The 18,090-nt window shown below is 41.7% G+C and carries 12 protein-coding genes; 6 read left to right on the top strand and 6 right to left on the bottom strand.

All coding sequences use genetic code 11. The features are described 5' to 3' along the window. The first annotated feature begins 279 nt into the window (after window positions 1–279). Both xdh and ACZ47Z_RS05095 read left to right on the top strand, forming a co-directional pair. Window positions 280–2,862, top strand: coding sequence for a selenium-dependent xanthine dehydrogenase (xdh, locus tag ACZ47Z_RS05100; protein ID WP_020436155.1), 2,583 nt, complete (start codon window positions 280–282; stop codon window positions 2,860–2,862). A gap of 2 nt (window positions 2,863–2,864) precedes the next feature. Beyond that, entirely contained in the window at window positions 2,865–3,359 is a 495-nt protein-coding gene (locus tag ACZ47Z_RS05095) for a 4Fe-4S binding protein (RefSeq protein WP_441917796.1), read from the top strand. A gap of 69 nt (window positions 3,360–3,428) precedes the next feature. Here ACZ47Z_RS05095 and ACZ47Z_RS05090 read toward each other — a convergent pair whose 3' ends face one another. Beyond that, window positions 3,429–4,493 carry a transmembrane protein gene (locus ACZ47Z_RS05090; protein ID WP_054752548.1) on the bottom strand — a complete coding sequence of 355 codons (1,065 nt, stop codon included), beginning with the start codon at window positions 4,491–4,493 and terminating at the stop codon, window positions 3,429–3,431. A 194-nt stretch (window positions 4,494–4,687) separates the two neighbouring features. Here ACZ47Z_RS05090 and asnA point away from each other — a divergent pair, with 194 nt between their 5' ends. After that, on the top strand, window positions 4,688–5,698 hold the full coding sequence (gene asnA / locus ACZ47Z_RS05085; protein WP_054752546.1) for an aspartate--ammonia ligase: 1,011 nt from the start codon (window positions 4,688–4,690) through the stop codon (window positions 5,696–5,698). A 97-nt stretch (window positions 5,699–5,795) separates the two neighbouring features. Here asnA and ACZ47Z_RS05080 read toward each other — a convergent pair whose 3' ends face one another. Both ACZ47Z_RS05080 and ACZ47Z_RS05075 read right to left on the bottom strand, forming a co-directional pair. Beyond that, window positions 5,796–6,485 (bottom strand): HAD family hydrolase, encoded by a 690-nt coding sequence (locus ACZ47Z_RS05080; RefSeq protein ID WP_020436158.1) that lies wholly within the window; start codon window positions 6,483–6,485, stop codon window positions 5,796–5,798. Window positions 6,486–6,759: 274 nt separating this feature from the next. After that, a complete protein-coding gene (locus tag ACZ47Z_RS05075; protein ID WP_015528775.1) occupies window positions 6,760–8,046 on the bottom strand; it encodes an aspartate aminotransferase type Ic in 1,287 nt (428 codons plus the stop codon). Window positions 8,047–8,357: 311 nt separating this feature from the next. Here ACZ47Z_RS05075 and ACZ47Z_RS05070 point away from each other — a divergent pair, with 311 nt between their 5' ends. The 3 genes from ACZ47Z_RS05070 to ACZ47Z_RS05060 all read left to right on the top strand — a co-directional run bounded on the left by ACZ47Z_RS05070 (window position 8,358) and on the right by ACZ47Z_RS05060 (window position 10,175). Then, complete coding sequence (locus tag ACZ47Z_RS05070; protein ID WP_015528774.1) at window positions 8,358–8,726, top strand: VOC family protein; 369 nt, start codon at window positions 8,358–8,360, stop codon at window positions 8,724–8,726. A gap of 83 nt (window positions 8,727–8,809) precedes the next feature. Then, window positions 8,810–8,962 (top strand): SDR family oxidoreductase, encoded by a 153-nt coding sequence (locus tag ACZ47Z_RS05065; protein ID WP_226871207.1) that lies wholly within the window; start codon window positions 8,810–8,812, stop codon window positions 8,960–8,962. Between the two features lie 478 nt (window positions 8,963–9,440). Further along, window positions 9,441–10,175, top strand: coding sequence for a C39 family peptidase (locus tag ACZ47Z_RS05060; RefSeq protein WP_226871208.1), 735 nt, complete (start codon window positions 9,441–9,443; stop codon window positions 10,173–10,175). A gap of 337 nt (window positions 10,176–10,512) precedes the next feature. Here the strand turns inward: ACZ47Z_RS05060 and ACZ47Z_RS05055 are convergent, their stop codons facing one another. From ACZ47Z_RS05055 to gltB, 3 genes are all read right to left on the bottom strand, one after another. Then, window positions 10,513–11,703 (bottom strand): C40 family peptidase, encoded by a 1,191-nt coding sequence (locus tag ACZ47Z_RS05055; protein ID WP_412443817.1) that lies wholly within the window; start codon window positions 11,701–11,703, stop codon window positions 10,513–10,515. Window positions 11,704–12,037: 334 nt separating this feature from the next. After that, window positions 12,038–13,537: a glutamate synthase subunit beta gene (locus ACZ47Z_RS05050; RefSeq protein WP_226871210.1), complete on the bottom strand. Its 1,500-nt coding sequence runs from the start codon at window positions 13,535–13,537 to the stop codon at window positions 12,038–12,040. Window positions 13,538–13,548: 11 nt separating this feature from the next. Then, on the bottom strand, window positions 13,549–18,084 hold the full coding sequence (gene gltB, locus ACZ47Z_RS05045) for a glutamate synthase large subunit (protein ID WP_117828253.1): 4,536 nt from the start codon (window positions 18,082–18,084) through the stop codon (window positions 13,549–13,551). Window positions 18,085–18,090: the final 6 nt, after the last annotated feature.

Below are 18,090 nucleotides of genomic sequence, written 5' to 3'. Positions count from 1 at the left end.
AAATCTTTTTGGTTTCTAAGAACAATTTATATAAGATAATTACAAGGGAGTATCATTTTGCGGTACTTCCCTTTTTTTGTCCTGATATGCATTTTTTATATCATATATCTAAAATATTTTTAGGTGTCAAAAACTTTTTTAGAATAGTTGTTGCTTTTTGTTGAATATGTGATAAAATATAACCATAGGTATCTTTATATAATTAAAAATACACAACAAACACATACTCCTCAAAGATTTTTCTTTGGGGATTTTGTTACAAAGAAAGGAGTAACTGACATGGCATCATTTATAGTAAATGGTCAGGAAGTCTCACCTTCAAAGAATCAGAAACTGTTACGGTTCCTGCGTGATGAACTGCACATTACCTCTGCAAAGGATGGTTGCAGCGAAGGCGCTTGTGGAGCCTGTACTGTTATCATTGATGGACAGACTTGCAAATCCTGCGTACCTGACACAGATTCATTGGCCGGAAAGAATGTCATCACAGTCGAGGGGCTTTCTGATTGGGAACAGAAAGTTTACACTTATGCTTACGGGAAGGCAGGCGCTGTACAGTGCGGATTCTGTATTCCTGGTATGGTTATGTGCACAAAAGCACTTTTGGATGTAAATCCGGAACCAACCGATGATGAGATTCGCTATGCGCTGCGCAACAACTATTGCCGCTGTACAGGATATGTTAAGATCATGGACGCGGTACGTCTGGCAGCTAAGATTCTGAAAGAAGGAGTTTTACCAGATGACGGAGATCCTAGCTGGACTCTTGGTTCCCGTGTTTCTCGTATAGATGTTGAAGAAAAAGTGCTTGGAACAGGTAAATATCCGGATGACTATTATCCGGAAGGAATGCTCTATGGCGCTGCTCTTCGTAGTAAATATCCACGAGCTCGCGTACTTTCTATTGATACCTCTGCTGCCGAGGCTCTGCCTGGCGTAGAAGCGGTTGTAACAGCCGATGATATTCCTGGGGAGAATAAGATCGGACACTTAAAACATGATCAGTATTCACTGATTCCGGTTGGCGGACTGACTCATTATCTCGGAGATGCAATTGCCCTTGTAGCTGCAACTGACATGGCAACTGTAGAAAAAGCAAAGAAACTTATTAAAGTTGAATATGAAGTACTTCCTCATGTGCATACAGTGGAAGAAGCTGCTGCTCCGGATGCACCTCTTGTTTATGATGAAGAAGAGACTAACGTATGTGCTTATAAGCACATCAGCCGCGGAAATGCGGAAGAAGCAATCAAGAATTCCAAGTACGTGATCTCACATCACTTCGAGACACCTTGGACTGAGCATGCTTTCCTTGAACCGGAATGTGCTGTTTCTTTCTATGATGAAGACGGTGACATTTTCGTATATTCAACAGACCAGTCCGCTCACCAGACATTGCACGAAGTTACACTTATGCTTGGAACAGATAAAGTAAAGGTTCAGAACGCATTAGTCGGCGGTGGTTTCGGTGGTAAAGAGGACATGACTGTTCAGCATTTAAGTGCATTGCTTACTTACGTAACAAAGAAACCGATCAAGATGAAATTATCCAGAGCGGAATCCTTGCTTGTTCATCCGAAACGTCACCCATTCTACATGGATATGACAATGGGATGCGATGAGAATGGAGTGATCCAGGGTGTAAAAGCGATTGTTAAATCTGACACAGGTGCATTCGCTTCTCTTGGCGGCCCGGTTCTTGAACGTGCATGTACACATGCAGCAGGACCTTATCATTATGAAAACTTTGAAATTGAAGGAACTGCTTACTATACAAATAACCCACCTGCCGGAGCATTCCGCGGATTTGGTGTTACACAGACTTGTTTCGCAACAGAGACACTTCTGAACATGATGGCTGACAAAGTAGGCATTACGCCTTGGGAGATTCATTACCGCAATGCGATCCGCCCAGGCGAAGTACTTCCGAACGGACAGATTGTAGATAACTCTACAGGTCTTGTAGAGACACTGGAGGCTGTCAAAGAAGAGTATGATGCTGCACTTGCGGCCGGTAAGGCTGTTGGACTTGGTTGTGCTATGAAGAATGCCGGCGTTGGTGTTGGTATTCCAGATACAGGACGTGTAAAATTAATTGTTGAAGAAGATGAAAAACTTCACATCTTCACTGGTGCTTCCTGTATCGGTCAGGGACTTGGTACTGTACTTGTACAGATGATCGTTACAAATACAGATCTTTCCCATGATGATATCGTCTATGAGCGAAGCAACACATGGATTTCACCTGATTCCGGTACAACTTCCGGTTCTCGTCAGACACTTGTAACCGGTGAAGCGTGCCGCAGAGCATGTGAAAAATTCATGGAAGCGAAAAACAGCGGTAAGTCCATGAAAGATATGATTGGAGAAACTTTCTACGGAGAGTATCTCGCTAAGACTCATCCACTTGGTGCAGATGTGCCTAATCCGATATCTCACGTTGCTTATGGATATGCAACTCAGGTCTGCATCCTTGATCCTAAGACAGGTAAGATTGAGAAAATGATTGCCGCACACGATGTTGGTAAAGCTGTCAACCCACTTTCCTGCGAAGGTCAGATTGAAGGCGGTGTTGTAATGTCTATGGGATTCGCACTCAGAGAGCAGTATCCAATCGATGAAAATTGTAAACCAATTGACAAGTATGGTTCCTTAGGACTTTTCCGTTCTCACGAAGTTCCTGAGATTGAAGCAATCGTTATTGATAAACCTGGTCTGGATGTTGCCTGTGGAGCAATCGGTATCGGAGAGATCACATCCATCCCTACTGCTCCTGCAATCGCAGATGCATATTGCAGATTTGACGGAGAAAGACGCTACAGCCTTCCTCTTTCTAACACACCATACGAAAGGAAGAAATAATCATGGCAATTAAAAAGAGATTTCCTTACCGGGCAGCTCTGGTTGCCTGTAACGGTGGCTGCCGCGCAGCCGGCTCTGAAGACGGTGGATGCAAAGATGGCTGCATCGGATGTGGAGCCTGTATAGAAAAATGTAAATTCGGCGCGATTTCCATGAATGAATATGGCGTTGCCGAAGTAGACGAAGAAAAATGTATTGCCTGTGGACAGTGTGCAAAAGTCTGTCCACAGAACGTGATCAAGATTCACGAATGTGCAAACTACATTGTAGTAAAATGCTCTAACAAAGAAAAAGGAGCTGTTGCACGTAAACAATGTGAAGTCAGTTGTATTGGATGCGGTATTTGTGAAAAAACATGTACTGCAGGTGCAATTCATGTAGAAGATAATTGCGCAGTAATCCAGGAAGACATCTGCTTAAGCTGTGGAATGTGCTCTGTAAAATGTCCAAGACATGTAATCCATGATCTCCGCGGAGTATTTACAGCAGTAAGATAATACAAAAGCTATCGACTACGATAACAACACAGATATGTGTTAAGTTATTGTAATCGATAGCTTTTTTATCTACTCATCTTCATCCAGAAACTCGATATCATCATCGTCATCAAGATAATCTAAATCATCTAAGTCATCCAGATTTTCCAGATCATTCAAGTCATCTAAGTTATCCGGATCTTCATCAAAATCATAATCCTCTGTCGCATCTGCCTCATCAGCAGTTACTTCAATTTCGACGTCTTCCTCCCAATCTTCCTCGTCTACATCAAACTTCTCTTCTTTAAAGTTCTCCACTTCATCCTCTTCCAGATCATCTTCAAGATCATCAAATTCATCCATGCTGACAACTGTTGTGCCCTTGTCTTCTTTCCGGACATTTTCCGGAAGACTCTCTATAATCTCATCCAGCTCATCAAAATCATCCAGATTCTCAACCAGTGCCCTTGCCTTCTCGACTTCATTTTCTGTAGAATGTTCTTCACGGATCTCTGCTGCTTTAAGTAAATTCTTTTTCTTACGTTTTCCGGATTCCAAAAGAAGCTGGATCCAGATACTAAGTGCACCAATTGCAGCACAAAGTGCCACATGGATCATTCCGTTTTTATATGGCTGCAGATAAAAGATACTGCTGCCCGCTGCCATTGCTCCAAACACAGAAGAAGAAGCAATCAGCATAAAGTTATGAAACTTAATAGAAAGCAATGCACACACAAGACCAATACCCGCACAGATTCCATAGATAATAAAATCCTGTGGTTTCATCAAATGTACACTGACAACAAAAACGAGTACCGCTACTGTCACAAATCCACCAATCTGCTTCTTCCATGCACCAAGCACCGCCAATACAAGTCCCACACCTGCTCCTGCCGCCAATGCGATTGTCTGATCCAGATCTGCAATCGCTCCGACCGCAATTCCGGCTGCGCATCCTGCTGACAATCCTGCGATCACAGACCAGAAACGTACCAGTTTCAGCCCCGTCAGACATAACAGTACCGCTCCGGCCATTATAACGATCAGAGAAATAAATTCCATCTGACTCAAATGATGACTGCTTTCATTAAGTCCAGCCAGAACAACATCCAGGTCAAAATTCAGAATTGTATCAATCATATCATTTACATTCATTATTTACACCTTCGTCCCTTACTATTTATTACTCACTACTGCTCATTTTAGCAATTTTTTTTACTGATTACAAGTGTTCATTTCACCTTTCCATTGACTTCTTATTCTTCTCCACTTAAAATAGAAGAGAAATGCTATTGCTGACCGCATAATACTGTGAACAGCAATAAAATGCTAACATAAAGGAGTTTATTATGGAACAGTTAAGAATACCTGCTGGCTATCATTCCCCTCTTACAATTCGTGAGACAGAAGTAGCCATCAAAGAAGTGAAAGACCACTTCGAGCGTGCTCTTGCAAAGAATCTCCACCTGACACGAGTGTCAGCACCACTGTTTGTCCGTCCGGAATCCGGTCTGAATGATAACTTAAACGGTGTTGAACGTCCGGTTTCCTTTGACATCAAAGAACAGGATGGTTCTGTTGCAGAGATCGTTCATTCTCTTGCAAAATGGAAGAGATATGCATTGAAGAATTATAATTTCCATTCCGGCGAAGGGCTTTACACAGATATGAGTGCGATACGTCGTGATGAAGATACAGACAACATCCATTCTCTGTATGTTGACCAGTGGGACTGGGAAAAAGTAATTTCTAAGGAAGAACGTAACACAGAAACACTTCAGTACACTGTCCGCAAAGTCTACCGGGCTCTGAAAGATACAGAAGAATACATTTCCAGACGTTACAACTATATCGATCCTCTTCTTCCTGATGATATCTTTTTCATCACTACACAGGAGCTGGAAGACCTTTATCCGGATCTTACTACCAAAGAACGTGAAAAAGCGATTGCGAAGGAAAAAGGCGCAGTGTTTATCTCCAAGATTGGTGGCGTACTTGCTTCCGGCGAAAGACATGACGGTCGTGCTCCGGACTATGATGACTGGGAGCTGAACGGTGACATTATCGTTTACTATCCGATTCTTGACATCGGTCTTGAACTCTCTTCTATGGGAATCCGTGTTGACGAAGACTCATTAAAGGCACAGCTAAAAGAAGCCGGATGTGAAGATCGTGCAGAACTTCCATTCCAGAAGGCACTGCTGAACGGCGAGCTTCCATATACAGTCGGCGGCGGTATTGGACAGTCCCGTATCTGTATGTATTACTTAAGAAAGGCTCATATCGGTGAAGTACAGTCTTCCCTCTGGCCTGAAAATGTAGTTGAAGCTGCTGCTGATGCCGGCATCCACCTTCTCTAAACACAATACAGACCAGCCAATTATATGATAAAAAGCAGATTCGAATTCTACTGGAGCATCTCTCCTTTGAATTCGAATCTGCTTTTTCATTCTCCTCTTATTCTACAATCAGCAACTGTTCTTTCTCTTCCTCAGACACCCTGTTCCAAAAAACATTAAAATCATCAAATTCCGGCAAATAGATATCTGCCGTATTCCAGATCTGCGCCAGATTCTTGTCATTTGCCTTATCATAAACTGCTACTGTCTTAAATCCCGCATGCTTTGCCGTTCTCAAAGCCTGGTAAGTATCTTCAAACACCCAGGTCTGTTCCGGCTCCGTATCCAGCTGCAAAAGTGCTGCAAAATAAATATCCGGCTGATCCTTACCGCTTCCGATCTCAGATGCTGTAAAAACTCCTTGAAAATAAGGTAATACCTTCAATCTGCTCAGAGCTGCTTCTGCATTCTTCCGGTCACCGGTTGTTGCGATCACCATAGGAATCTTCCGCTCTCTGAATTCCTCCAGATACTGACGAACCCCTTCTTTCAATGGAACTCGTTTTGCATAATAGTCTTCCACTTCTTTATTCAGTCCCTGTACAACCTCTTCCACTGTCTTCTCCAGGTTATAATGTGAGATCAGATAATCTGCCGCCTCCTCCAGGCTCATCTCAAATAATGTCTCCCCTAGGTTCTTCTCGGCCTCAATTCCCAAATGATCCAAATACAATTCTCCAAGATTCTCCCAGACAGGCATGGAATTGAGAAGGACACCATCTACGTCAAATATTACACCTTTTATCATGTCATTCCTCTTTTCTGCTATGCACTACATTATAATCTCCCTGGAAACGCATGTCAACCGTTACTGTTCACACGATGTGTGACCAGCAACGCATCTCGCCATTTTAAATCACCTTTGGCGATGGGGCGAGATGCATTCAAACCAAAACACGCATCCTCCGTGTCAATCAGCGGAGTGATTGACACGGGAGTGAACAGTAACTGTCAACCATCAGAAAAAGACCTTCTGCCGGCAGATCAACCACTTGCAAAAGGTCTTTATAAAATGCTGTTATTTATTTTGTCTCAAGAATCTTATCAACACTTGCCAGTTTTACACTCAATACAAACACTTCAGCGGCAACTGCAAGTTCTTCCGGTGTTGGATAAGACGGTGCGATACGGATATTGCTGTCATGTGGATCTTTTCCATAAGGGAATGTTGCTCCCGCTCCTGTCATAACAACGCCAGCTTCTTTCGCCTTCGCAACAATCGCTTTCGCACATCCATCCAGCGCATCAAAGGAGATGAAATATCCTCCGCGTGGCGCGATCCAGGATCCAATCTCAAGTCCGCCAAGTTCTCTTTCAAGAACTTCAAGAACAGTCTCAAACTTCGGACGCAGGATATCTGCATGTTTCTTCATATGTTCTACAATTCCGTGAATATCTTTGAAAAATCTTACATGACGCAGCTGATTTACCTTATCATGTCCGATTGTCTGCACACGCATTGTGCTTCTGATATCCTCCAGGTTCGCATCAGATGCTGCCATTGCTGCAATTCCTGATCCTGGGAAACTGATCTTGGATGTAGAAGAAAACTTGTAAACCATATCCGGGTTACCTGCCTTCTTACACTCCATCAGAATCTCAATCAGATAATCCTGCTTATCTTCATATAAATGATGTACACAGTAAGCATTATCCCAGAAGATACGGAAATCTTCTGCTGCCGGCTTCAGGTTCGCAAAACGGAACACTGTCTCATCAGAATATGTGATTCCCTGTGGGTTAGAGTACTTCGGTACACACCAGATTCCTTTAATTGCCGGATCACTGCTTACAAGTTTCTCAACCATATCCATATCCGGTCCTGTTGATGTCATCGGTACATTGATCATCTCAATTCCGAAATGCTCTGTAATCGCGAAATGTCTGTCATATCCCGGAACCGGACATAAGAATTTTACCTTATCAAGCTTACACCATGGAGTACTTCCCATGATACCATGTGTCATTGCACGTGCTACCGTATCATACATCACATTCAGACTTGAGTTTCCGAAAATGATCACGTTATCTTTCGGAACTTCCATCATATCTGCAAGAAGCTGTTTTGCTTCATCAATTCCATCAAGTCCGCCATAGTTACGACAGTCAACACCATCTTCACAAGTCAGATCAACACCACTTGTCAGTGTATCCATCATCCCCATTGACAGATTCAGCTGGTCTGCTGACGGTTTTCCTCTGGACATATCCAGTTTCAGACCTTTTGCCTTCACTTCTTCAAACTGCGCCTCCAGGCCACTCTTTAATTCCAATAACTCTTCTTTGCTCAAATCTTTATATGCAGTCATTGCAGGAATCCTCCACTTTCTTTATTTTTTCACTTTTGTTATTGTATATAATTTTTGACGTTTCGTCAATGGGTTCTTGCATTCTTTTTTATTTTTTTGTTTTTTTCAGCTTTTTTTCCACATGTTTTGCATTTCAAAAATGTTTTTCATTCATTTTTCACTATGTTCTGTGTTATCACTCTATCCCATCAGGTTTTATTTATGCATTATTGATTTTTCCTCTCCTCCTGTGATATCCTTAGAAAGTAGATTCCAGTCATCATTCCACTTGACTGTGAATAAAAACCTTATGATTCTATGGAGGTACTAAAATGAATTTTACATTTGCACACAATAACCTGAATGTATATGATCTTGAAAAATCTCTGGATTTTTACCAGAAAGCTCTGAATTTAAAAGTAGAACGTGAAAAACTTGCCGATGACGAAAGTTTTAAGCTTGTATATCTCACAGACGGTGTGACCCCGCATCTTTTAGAGCTCACCTGGCTGCGTGATATGGATCGACCATATGAACTGGGAGATAATGAGATCCATCTTGCATTTGCTGTCGATGATTTCGATGCTGCTTACAAAAAACATAAAGAGATGGGATGTATCTGCTTCGAAAATCCATCTATGGGAATTTATTTTATTGAAGATCCTGACGGATACTGGCTGGAAATTGTACCGGGCAAATAATCCCACTAAAATTGTTAAGAAATTTGACCCTCTTTTACGTTTAATTCTGACCCATCTGAATTCAGAAATTGTCTGACTTTCAAATGGGTCATTTTTGTAAGTTCAGCATCCTTGGACGCCGTGAAGAAAAATTTTTTTCACAGGCTGTTGCTTTCCTTTGCTCTGATGCAGCACGATTTATTAGTGGAATTGACCTTGTTGTAGATGGTGGAATCAGTAGTTCGTTCTTATTGTAAAATAAACACAGACTTTAGCTCGTTGTTCGCATAAATCAAAAAGGAATTTTCAAGTAATCAAATGAAAATTCCTTTTTGGTTTATGTACATTATTTGCTTTTATCTTTCTCTATGCATTTATCCTGATCTTTCATGCGTTTTCTAAACATGGTTAGCTCCTTCAGGAATCCCTAATTCTTTAGCAGCTTTGGCACCACCGATTTCTTTTAAGAGGTCATCCTCCTTGCAAGGCTACGAATTGAAATAATTTTGGTTGGCATAATGAAGCGAGAAGTTCTAAGTATTATTGAGTTTGAGACATATGTAGAAAAGTTTTGATAAAGAAATAAAACTGTAGGGTAGACAAACGATTCAAAAATTTGTATTCTTTTCTTAAAAAGATAACACTATATATTTAAAATTACAGCGAATCAGATTCTTATGATATGAAAAATGGAATTGAAAACAGCAATGCCATGTGAAGGAGGATGTATTATCCATGAAAACAATACACGAACATTCGATTTATAAGAGACTTGCTGCCGTGATATGCATCCTCACAAGTATGTTTTTAGTATCATGTGAAGCAGTGGACAAAACTCAGACAACAAGCCAGATATCAGATCAGACTCTTTATGCCGGAGAAATTCAGGAAGCGGATGTTTTTATTGATATCCCGAATTTACGCCAATACGGAGGCTATACATGTGGAACAACTTGTGTACAGATGTTGATGAACTGGATGTTTCCATATCAGGGAGATCTAAATTTGGCTACATATGAAGAAGAGCTTGGAACTAGTGAAGAAGCCGGGACTCCACCGGAAAATATAGTCACCTATTTTAAAGAAAATAAGATACAGATACATGAAAAAGAGAAAAGAACCATAAATGATCTGATTTTTGTGCTGGATCAGGGGCATCCGATACTGATGTGTATACAGGCATGGACCTCATCGGAGGATGGATATAATACTACAGATTCAGAGGATTCAGAGACGTATTTAACAGAGGGACACTGGGTAATCTGTATTGGTTATCAAAAGCAAAAAAGTGGATATGTATTTTATTTTAATGATCCTGCCTGTGTAGGACATTGTATAATGGACGAGGATGATCTGGATCAACGCTGGATTGATATGGATACGAACGGGAAGGTGTACGATCACTATGGAATTGAGATTGCTGAAACTGGTGACTCGTATAATCCGAATGGAGTATTTTATTTAGAATGAGAGTAAGAGGAGAAAAAACCATAATTGAAATACAGAAAGCTCTTTGCATTAGCTGCAGTAAATGTGTAAAAGACTGTGTAGCCCACAATATTATTTTAAAATCCGGAAACATTGCTTCATACAATTCTGATCACCTCTATGAATTACGTGTTTCTGAAAAGATTTTATACAAGAAACGTCATCGTGAAAGCTGTCCTTATTGTAAGGGACGAAGACGCAAGAAGTGACTATTTTAATTTTAAAGTGTAAAATAAAAAGGAATCATAATCTGATTCCTTTTTATTATGTACATTTTCTAATGATTTTAGTGATTTCTATTTTTAAATTTTAAAGCTTTTTAATATCTCACATAATATGTAACACGTACAGAACTTACCTTAACCGGTACTCCTGTCTGCTGTGCTTCGATCATCTGTCCGCCGCCAATGTAAATCGCTACATGTCCCGGTGTCCAGCAGATATCTCCCGGCTGTGGATCATTTACGATTGTTCCTGCTGCAAGAATATCTCCACTTGTTCTTGGAATTGAAATTCCTGCCTGTCTATAGCAATACTGTACAAGTCCTGAACAATCCAGTCCAACTCCAGGTGTAGATCCGCCCCATACATATGGAACTCCGATCTGTGAATAAGCTGCATTTACAATAATGCTTCCCTTATCTGCACTATAGCTTGGGCTTGATGAGGAAGAACTTGAGTTGCTTGAGCTTGAACTGCTGGAAGAACTACTGCTTGAGCTACTGGAGCTTGAGCTGCTTGAACTTCCTGAGCTTGAGCTGCTTGAGCTTGAACTACTGGAAGAACTATTACTTGAGTTATTTCTATTAGAAGAACTACTGCTTGAGTTATTCTTCTTAGCTGCTTCCTCGGCAGCTTTCTTTGCTGCTGCTTCTGCTGCCTTTCTCTTAGCTTCTTCTTCCGCTGCTTTCTTTACAGCTGCATCAATCTTAACATCGAGATTTGCGATTTCACTACTCTTCTCTGTGATTGTTGTATTCAGTTCATCCTTCTGCGCATCATACTCTGTCTGTGTCTCCTGCAGATCAGCCATCTTTGTCTCAAGTGTTGTCTTAAGATCTTCTACTTTCTGAACTGTCGCAACATACTCTTCGAGCTTGTCTCTGTCATAAGAATGTACCTGTTGGGAATATTCTGCCTGTGTCAGTACACTGGAAATATCTCCGGATGTCAGTACCTTCTCCACTGTAGCAGTGCCTGTTCCTTCTTCATACATGTACTTAATACGAAGCTTCATAGCTGCATACTGCTGTTCCTGTTCCTCCTGCGCTGTCTTCAGATCTTCCTCTGTCTGAGAGATTTCCTCACCTGTTTCGATCAGATCATTCTCAAGATCAGAGATCTTGGTCATAAGTGAATTCAGCTGTGTCTGAAGATTACTTACCTGATTCTGTGTCTCCTGCTTCTTCTGCTTCAGATCACTGACCTCGTCAGCAAGTACCGGTGTAACAGTCATTGTACATGCAAGTGTTACTGCAAGAATCATACTGCTTACTTTTTTTAACTTCATCTTTCCACCTATCCTTATTTTTATCTAGTCCCCCATGTGATGCATTATAATTTTTCGTATCACAATTCATTGTAAATAGTTACATTATAATTCCACATACTCATATGTTATAATACAACATCTATTGTGTTTTTTCAACATATTTCTCGTAACAAGAGGGTATTTTATTTACATTCTACGTTCAATATTATAGCGTATTTATGTAATATTTTCAATAGTTTCCCTTACTTTTTTCATTTTTTCGTAACATTTTTGTAACAAAAAATCTGGAAAGTTCTCTTTATTCTTAGATAAACTTTCCAGATTCCTGTTTCACTGTATGATCTTTTATTTTCTACTGAATATATAAGTTTGTATATCCCATCAGGCTTTCATCTACTTCTCTTGCCACTTCACGACCTTCACGGATAGCCCATACAACAAGAGACTGTCCTCTGTGCATATCCCCGGCTGTGAATACATCCTTCACATTTGTAGAATATTTTCCTGCCTCTGTCTTTACATTTGTGCGTTCATTCACTTCTACACCGAATGCTTTTGTTACATAATCCTGACTTCCAAGGAATCCAGCTGCGATCAGAACAAGATCTGCATCTACGGTATACTCGCTTCCTTCTACCGGAACCATCATTTTCCGTCCGGTCTTCTCATCTGTCTTACTCTCAAGCTTGATAAGAACTGCCTTACAGAGATTTCCTTTCTTGTCTTTTACGAATTCTTTCACTGTCGTTGTGTAAACGCGAGGATCAGAACCAAACACAGCGATTGCTTCCTGCTGGCCATAATCTGTCTTGCAGACTCTTGGCCACTCCGGCCATGGGTTCAGCGGTGTCCTCTCGTCCGGTGCTTTCGGCATCATCTCCAGCTGGAGAACGCTCTTTGCTCCATGACGGATAGATGTTCCGACACAGTCATTTCCTGTATCTCCACCTCCGATTACAATTACATTTTTTCCTTTTGCAGAAATGTAGCTTCCTGTTTTAAGCTTCATGTCATTTGCCCATAATGCTTTCGTTGTTGATTTCAGGAAATCTACTGCAAAATAAATTCCCTGTGCATCTCTTCCCGGTGCTTTGATATCTCTTGGATTTGATGCTCCACATGCAAGGATCACGCGGTCATATTCTTTCAAGATATCTGCCGCCTTCACGTCTTTTCCGACATTACATCCAGTCTGGAAGATAATTCCCTCTTCTTCCATAATCGCAATCTTACGGTCGATAATCTGTTTCTCCAGCTTCATATTCGGAATTCCGTAGCGGAGCAATCCGCCCGGTTTGTCCTCACGTTCAAAAACAGTTACCTGATGACCTCTTCTGTTCAGAAGATCTGCTGCCGCAAGTCCGGACGGACCGGAACCGATCACTGCGACTTTCTTTCCTGTACGCACTTTCGGTGGATTTGCCTTTGCATATCCCATCTCATATGCATTTTCAATAATTGCATATTCATTACTTTTTGATGCAACTGCTTCCTGATTCAGTCCACAGGTACATGCATTTTCACACAGTGCCGGACATACACGGGAAGTAAATTCCGGAAAATTATTTGTCTTTTTCAGACGTAAATAAGCTTCCTTCCAATTTCCATTGTAAATCAAGTCATTCCACTCTGGCACAAGGTTGTGCAGTGGACATCCACTGGCCATTCCTGCAAGCGGCTTTCCAGACTGACAGAACGGAACTCCGCACGCCATACAGCGTGCGCCCTGAAGCTCCTGTTCTTCTTTGCTAAGAGGCGTATGGAACTCATTGAAATGTTTGATGCGTTCCAATGGGCTCTCTGCCGGTTTATCCTGTCTTTCATAATCCATAAATCCTGTCGGTTTTCCCATCTCTATGCCTCCTATCTTCCGTTCTTGATCATATTAAATGCTTCGATTTTTGCTTTTTCTCTACTAAGTCCTTTTTCTTCCATCTGGATGATCGTGGACATCATTCTCTCATAGTCTTCCGGAATGATCTTCTTGAATTTTGGCAGATATTCTTTGAAATTATCAAGAATCTTCTTACCTACCTCAGAGTTTGTATAAGCAACATGCTCCTGGATCATTCCTTTTAATTCCTGTACATCATACTTATCTGTGACACGCTCAATGTTGACCATTGCTTTATTTACTTTACGATACAGGCTGTTATCGAGATCGATCACATAGGCAATACCGCCGCTCATTCCGGCTGCAAAGTTCTTTCCAACCTGTCCAAGTACAACAACACATCCACCTGTCATATATTCACATCCGTGATCTCCGACACCTTCTACAACTGCGCGTGCACCAGAGTTTCTTACCGCAAAACGTTCTCCGGCAACACCTCCTACAAATGCTTTACCACTTGTAGCTCCGTAAAGAGCAACATTTCCGATGATAATATTCTCATCTGATTTGAATTTCACACCTTTCGGCTGGCAAACAACCAGTTTTCCACCAGAAAGTCCTTTTCCAAAATAGTCATTACTGTCTCCTGTCAGTTCCAGTGTCAGTCCTCTTGGGATAAATGCTCCAAAGCTCTGACCGCCGGCACCTTTACACTGGATCACATAGCTGTCTTCTTCCAGTCCTTCCGGATATCTTCTTGTGATCTCAGATCCGAAAATTGTTCCGAAAGTACGGTCTGTATTTGTAACATCTACTTCAAGTCCTCTCTTTTCTCCTCTTTCAAGGGCTGGAAGAAGCTGTTTCAATAGTACTTTTTCATCCAACGTCTTGTTAAGTTCAAAATCATAGACTTTCTTTGGATTAAAGATAACACCTTTCTTCTCTTTCGCATATGGATTGTACAGAATCTGTGACAGATCCAGTGTTGCGGCACGCTCTGATGTCGGAACGTCTTTTACTTTCAGAAGATCTGTACGTCCTACCAGTTCATCCACTGTGCGGACACCAAGTTTTGCCATATATTCTCTTAATTCTTCTGCAATAAAACGCATAAAGTTGACAACATATTCCGGTTTTCCGCTGAAACGTTTTCTAAGCTCCGGATTCTGAGTTGCAACACCAACAGGACAAGTATCCAGGTTGCAGACGCGCATCATAACACATCCCATTGTTACAAGCGGAGCTGTTGCAAATCCAAACTCTTCTGCTCCAAGGATTGCTGCAATCGCAACATCACGGCCACTCATGAGCTTACCATCTGTCTCAATACGGACACGCTCACGCAGACCATTCTGAATCAATGTCTGATGAGTTTCTGCAAGTCCAAGCTCCCACGGAAGTCCTGCATTCTGAATCGAGCTTCTCGGTGCTGCTCCTGTTCCTCCGTCATATCCTGAGATCAGGATAACTCCGGCTCCGGCTTTTGCAACACCTGCAGCAACTGTTCCAACACCTGCTTCTGATACCAGTTTCACAGAAATTCTTGCATTTTTATTTGCATTTTTACAGTCATAGATCAACTGTGCAAGATCCTCGATTGAATAAATATCATGATGCGGCGGTGGTGAGATCAGACTTACACCTGGTGTTGAGTGACGTGTCTTCGCGATCCATGGATATACCTTTCCACCCGGAAGATGTCCTCCTTCTCCTGGTTTTGCTCCCTGAGCCATCTTGATCTGGATTTCCTGTGCACTGACCAGATATCTGGATGTAACTCCGAATCGGCCGGAAGCAACCTGCTTGATTGCAGAGCATCTGTTTGTGTCAAGACGTTCAATATCCTCTCCACCTTCACCGGAGTTTGATTTACCATGAAGCATATTCATGGCGATCGCCATTGTCTCATGTGCTTCTTTTGAAATAGATCCATAGGACATCGCACCTGTCTTGAATCTTGTTACGATTGAATCTACGCTTTCTACTTCATCAAGCGGTACACTCTTCTTCGGGAAATTGAAATCAAGCTGACCTCTCAGATTGATCTTCTCGCCTTCCTCATCAACCATCTCTGTATACTGTTTGAACATTTCATAATCACCACGTCTTGTGGACTGCTGAAGCATATGGATTGTCTGTGGATTATAGAGATGTTCTTCTCCGCCACTTTTATATTTATGTTTTCCAACACTGTCCAGTGTCGTATCAACCTGCAGTCCAAGCGGATCAAATGCTTCTGTATGGAATGCTGTGTAATCTTCTGCAATTTCTTCAATACCGATACCACCAACACGGCTGACTGTATCTGTAAAATAGCGGTTAATAAAATCTGTCTTGAGACCAATTGCCTCGAAGATTTTTGCTCCCTGATAGGACTGGATCGTTGAAATTCCCATCTTGGATGCAATCTTAATAATTCCATGAATTACTGCTGAGTTATAATCATCTACTGCTGCATAATAATCTTTGTGAAGCAGATTAGACTCGATCAGCTGACGGATTGACTCATGCGCAAGATATGGATTAATCGCACATGCTCCATATCCAAGCAGTGTTGCAAAATGATGAACCTCTCTAGGCTCTCCACTTTCCAGAATCATCGCGACTGAGGTTCTCTTTTTTGTACGTACCAGATGCTGCTGCAGTCCGGATACTGCCAGAAGTGACGGGATTGCAACGTGATATTCGTCTACCTCACGGTCTGTCAGAATCAAAATGTTAGCACCCTCGCGGATCACACGGTCTACTTCAATAAACAGATACTCGATTGCCTTCTCAAGACTTGTGTTTTTATAATAAGTGATTGGAATCTCTGCAACCTTGAATCCATCCACTTTCATATTTTTAATTTTCAGAAGATCTGTATTGGTCAGAATCGGGTTATTGACTCTGAGCATCTTACAGTTCTCTTCCTTCTGCTCCAGAAGGTTACCGTCTGTTCCGACATAAATTGTTGTAGATGTTACAACTTCCTCACGGATTGCATCGATTGGTGGGTTTGTTACCTGTGCAAACAACTGTTTAAAATATCCGAACAGTGGCTGACGTTTCTGCGAAAGGACTGAAATCGGTGCATCCATTCCCATCGCTGCGGTTCCTTCGGCACCGTTCTTTGCCATTGTCAGAATAGAAGTTTTCACGTCTTCATAAGAATAGCCAAATGCTTTCTGAAGCTGTGTACACTCTTCGGCAGTATACTTTGGCACATCCTTATTCGGGATTTTCAAATCCTTCAGCTGAATCAGATTACTGTCCAGCCATTCTCCATATGGGAACTGATTTGCATATTTTTCTTTTAATTCCTCATCATCGATCACGCGTCCTGCAACAGTATCAACAAGAAGCATCTTACCTGGGTGAAGTCTTTCTTTCATCACGATCTTGGATGGATCGATATCCAAAACTCCAACCTCTGAAGAAAGAATCAGATTATCATCATCTGTAATGTAATATCTGGAAGGGCGAAGTCCGTTACGGTCAAGTACAGCTCCCATAACATCTCCATCTGAGAACAAGATTGACGCCGGTCCATCCCATGGCTCCATCATTGTTGCATAATACTGATAGAAATCTTTCTTGTTCTGGGACATCTCTTTATTGTTGATCCAAGGTTCCGGAATACAGATCATAACTGCAAGCGGAAGATCCATTCCACTCATCACCATGAATTCTAATGCGTTGTCAAGCATTGCGGAGTCAGAACCTGAAGTATTGATTGCTGGAAGTACTTTGTGAAGTTCGCCTTTCAGACATCCTGCCTCCATCGTTTCCTCACGGGCACGCATCTTATCTGCATTACCACGGATCGTATTGATCTCTCCGTTGTGGACCATAAAGCGGTTCGGATGCGCTCTCTGCCAGCTCGGTGCAGTATTCGTACTGAATCTGGAATGTACCATTGCAATTGCAGAAATAAATTCTTCATCCTGCAGATCTTCAAAGAAAAGTCTCAGCTGTCCTACAAGGAACATTCCTTTGTAAACGATTGTTCTGCTGGAAAGTGAAACAACATAAGTATCATCACTGCTCTGTTCGAAGATTCTTCTGACTACATACAGTCGACGGTCAAAGTCGATTCCTTTCTCGTATTTTGCAGGACGTTCAATAAATGCCTGCATAATACATGGCATGCAATCTACTGCTGTCTTTCCAAGAATGTCCGGATGAATCGGAACTTCTCTCCAGCCCAAGAACTTCAATCCTTCTTTTTTTACAATAACCTCGAAAATCTTTTTCGCCTGATTGCGTTTTAATTCATCCTGCGGAAGAAAGAACATACCTACACCGTAATCTCTTTCATCTTTCAGCTTGATCCCAAGTGGCTGACAGACTTTTTTGAAAAATCCATGAGGAATCTGTGTCAGAATACCCACGCCATCTCCTGTCTTTCCTTCTGCATCTTTTCCGGCTCTGTGCTCAAGTTGTTCTACAATACTCAAGGCTCCTGCCACTGTACTATGTGTCTTTTTGCCTTTGATATTGACAATTGCACCAATACCACAGTTATCATGTTCAAAACTTTCGCGGTAAAGACCACGATTCTGACTTTCCATTTCTTTCCTCATAGTCGC

Source organism: Mediterraneibacter faecis, assembly GCF_055383675.1.
The sequence above is the reverse complement of the archived record's forward strand: the minus strand, read 5'-3'. Positions and strand labels throughout refer to the sequence as shown.

Bases quoted from the DNA above. Each gene is read 5' to 3' on its own strand.
- xdh (WP_020436155.1), top strand. From the start codon at position 280: ATGGCATCATTTATAGTAAATGGTCAGGAAGTCTCACCTTCAAAGAAT.
- ACZ47Z_RS05095 (WP_441917796.1), top strand. From the start codon at position 2,865: ATGGCAATTAAAAAGAGATTTCCTTACCGGGCAGCTCTGGTTGCCTGT.
- ACZ47Z_RS05090 (WP_054752548.1), bottom strand. From the start codon at position 4,493: ATGAATGTAAATGATATGATTGATACAATTCTGAATTTTGACCTGGAT.
- asnA (WP_054752546.1), top strand. From the start codon at position 4,688: ATGGAACAGTTAAGAATACCTGCTGGCTATCATTCCCCTCTTACAATT.
- ACZ47Z_RS05080 (WP_020436158.1), bottom strand. From the start codon at position 6,485: ATGATAAAAGGTGTAATATTTGACGTAGATGGTGTCCTTCTCAATTCC.
- ACZ47Z_RS05075 (WP_015528775.1), bottom strand. From the start codon at position 8,046: ATGACTGCATATAAAGATTTGAGCAAAGAAGAGTTATTGGAATTAAAG.
- ACZ47Z_RS05070 (WP_015528774.1), top strand. From the start codon at position 8,358: ATGAATTTTACATTTGCACACAATAACCTGAATGTATATGATCTTGAA.
- ACZ47Z_RS05065 (WP_226871207.1), top strand. From the start codon at position 8,810: ATGGGTCATTTTTGTAAGTTCAGCATCCTTGGACGCCGTGAAGAAAAA.
- ACZ47Z_RS05060 (WP_226871208.1), top strand. From the start codon at position 9,441: ATGAAAACAATACACGAACATTCGATTTATAAGAGACTTGCTGCCGTG.
- ACZ47Z_RS05055 (WP_412443817.1), bottom strand. From the start codon at position 11,703: ATGAAGTTAAAAAAAGTAAGCAGTATGATTCTTGCAGTAACACTTGCA.
- ACZ47Z_RS05050 (WP_226871210.1), bottom strand. From the start codon at position 13,537: ATGGGAAAACCGACAGGATTTATGGATTATGAAAGACAGGATAAACCG.
- gltB (WP_117828253.1), bottom strand. From the start codon at position 18,084: ATGAGGAAAGAAATGGAAAGTCAGAATCGTGGTCTTTACCGCGAAAGT.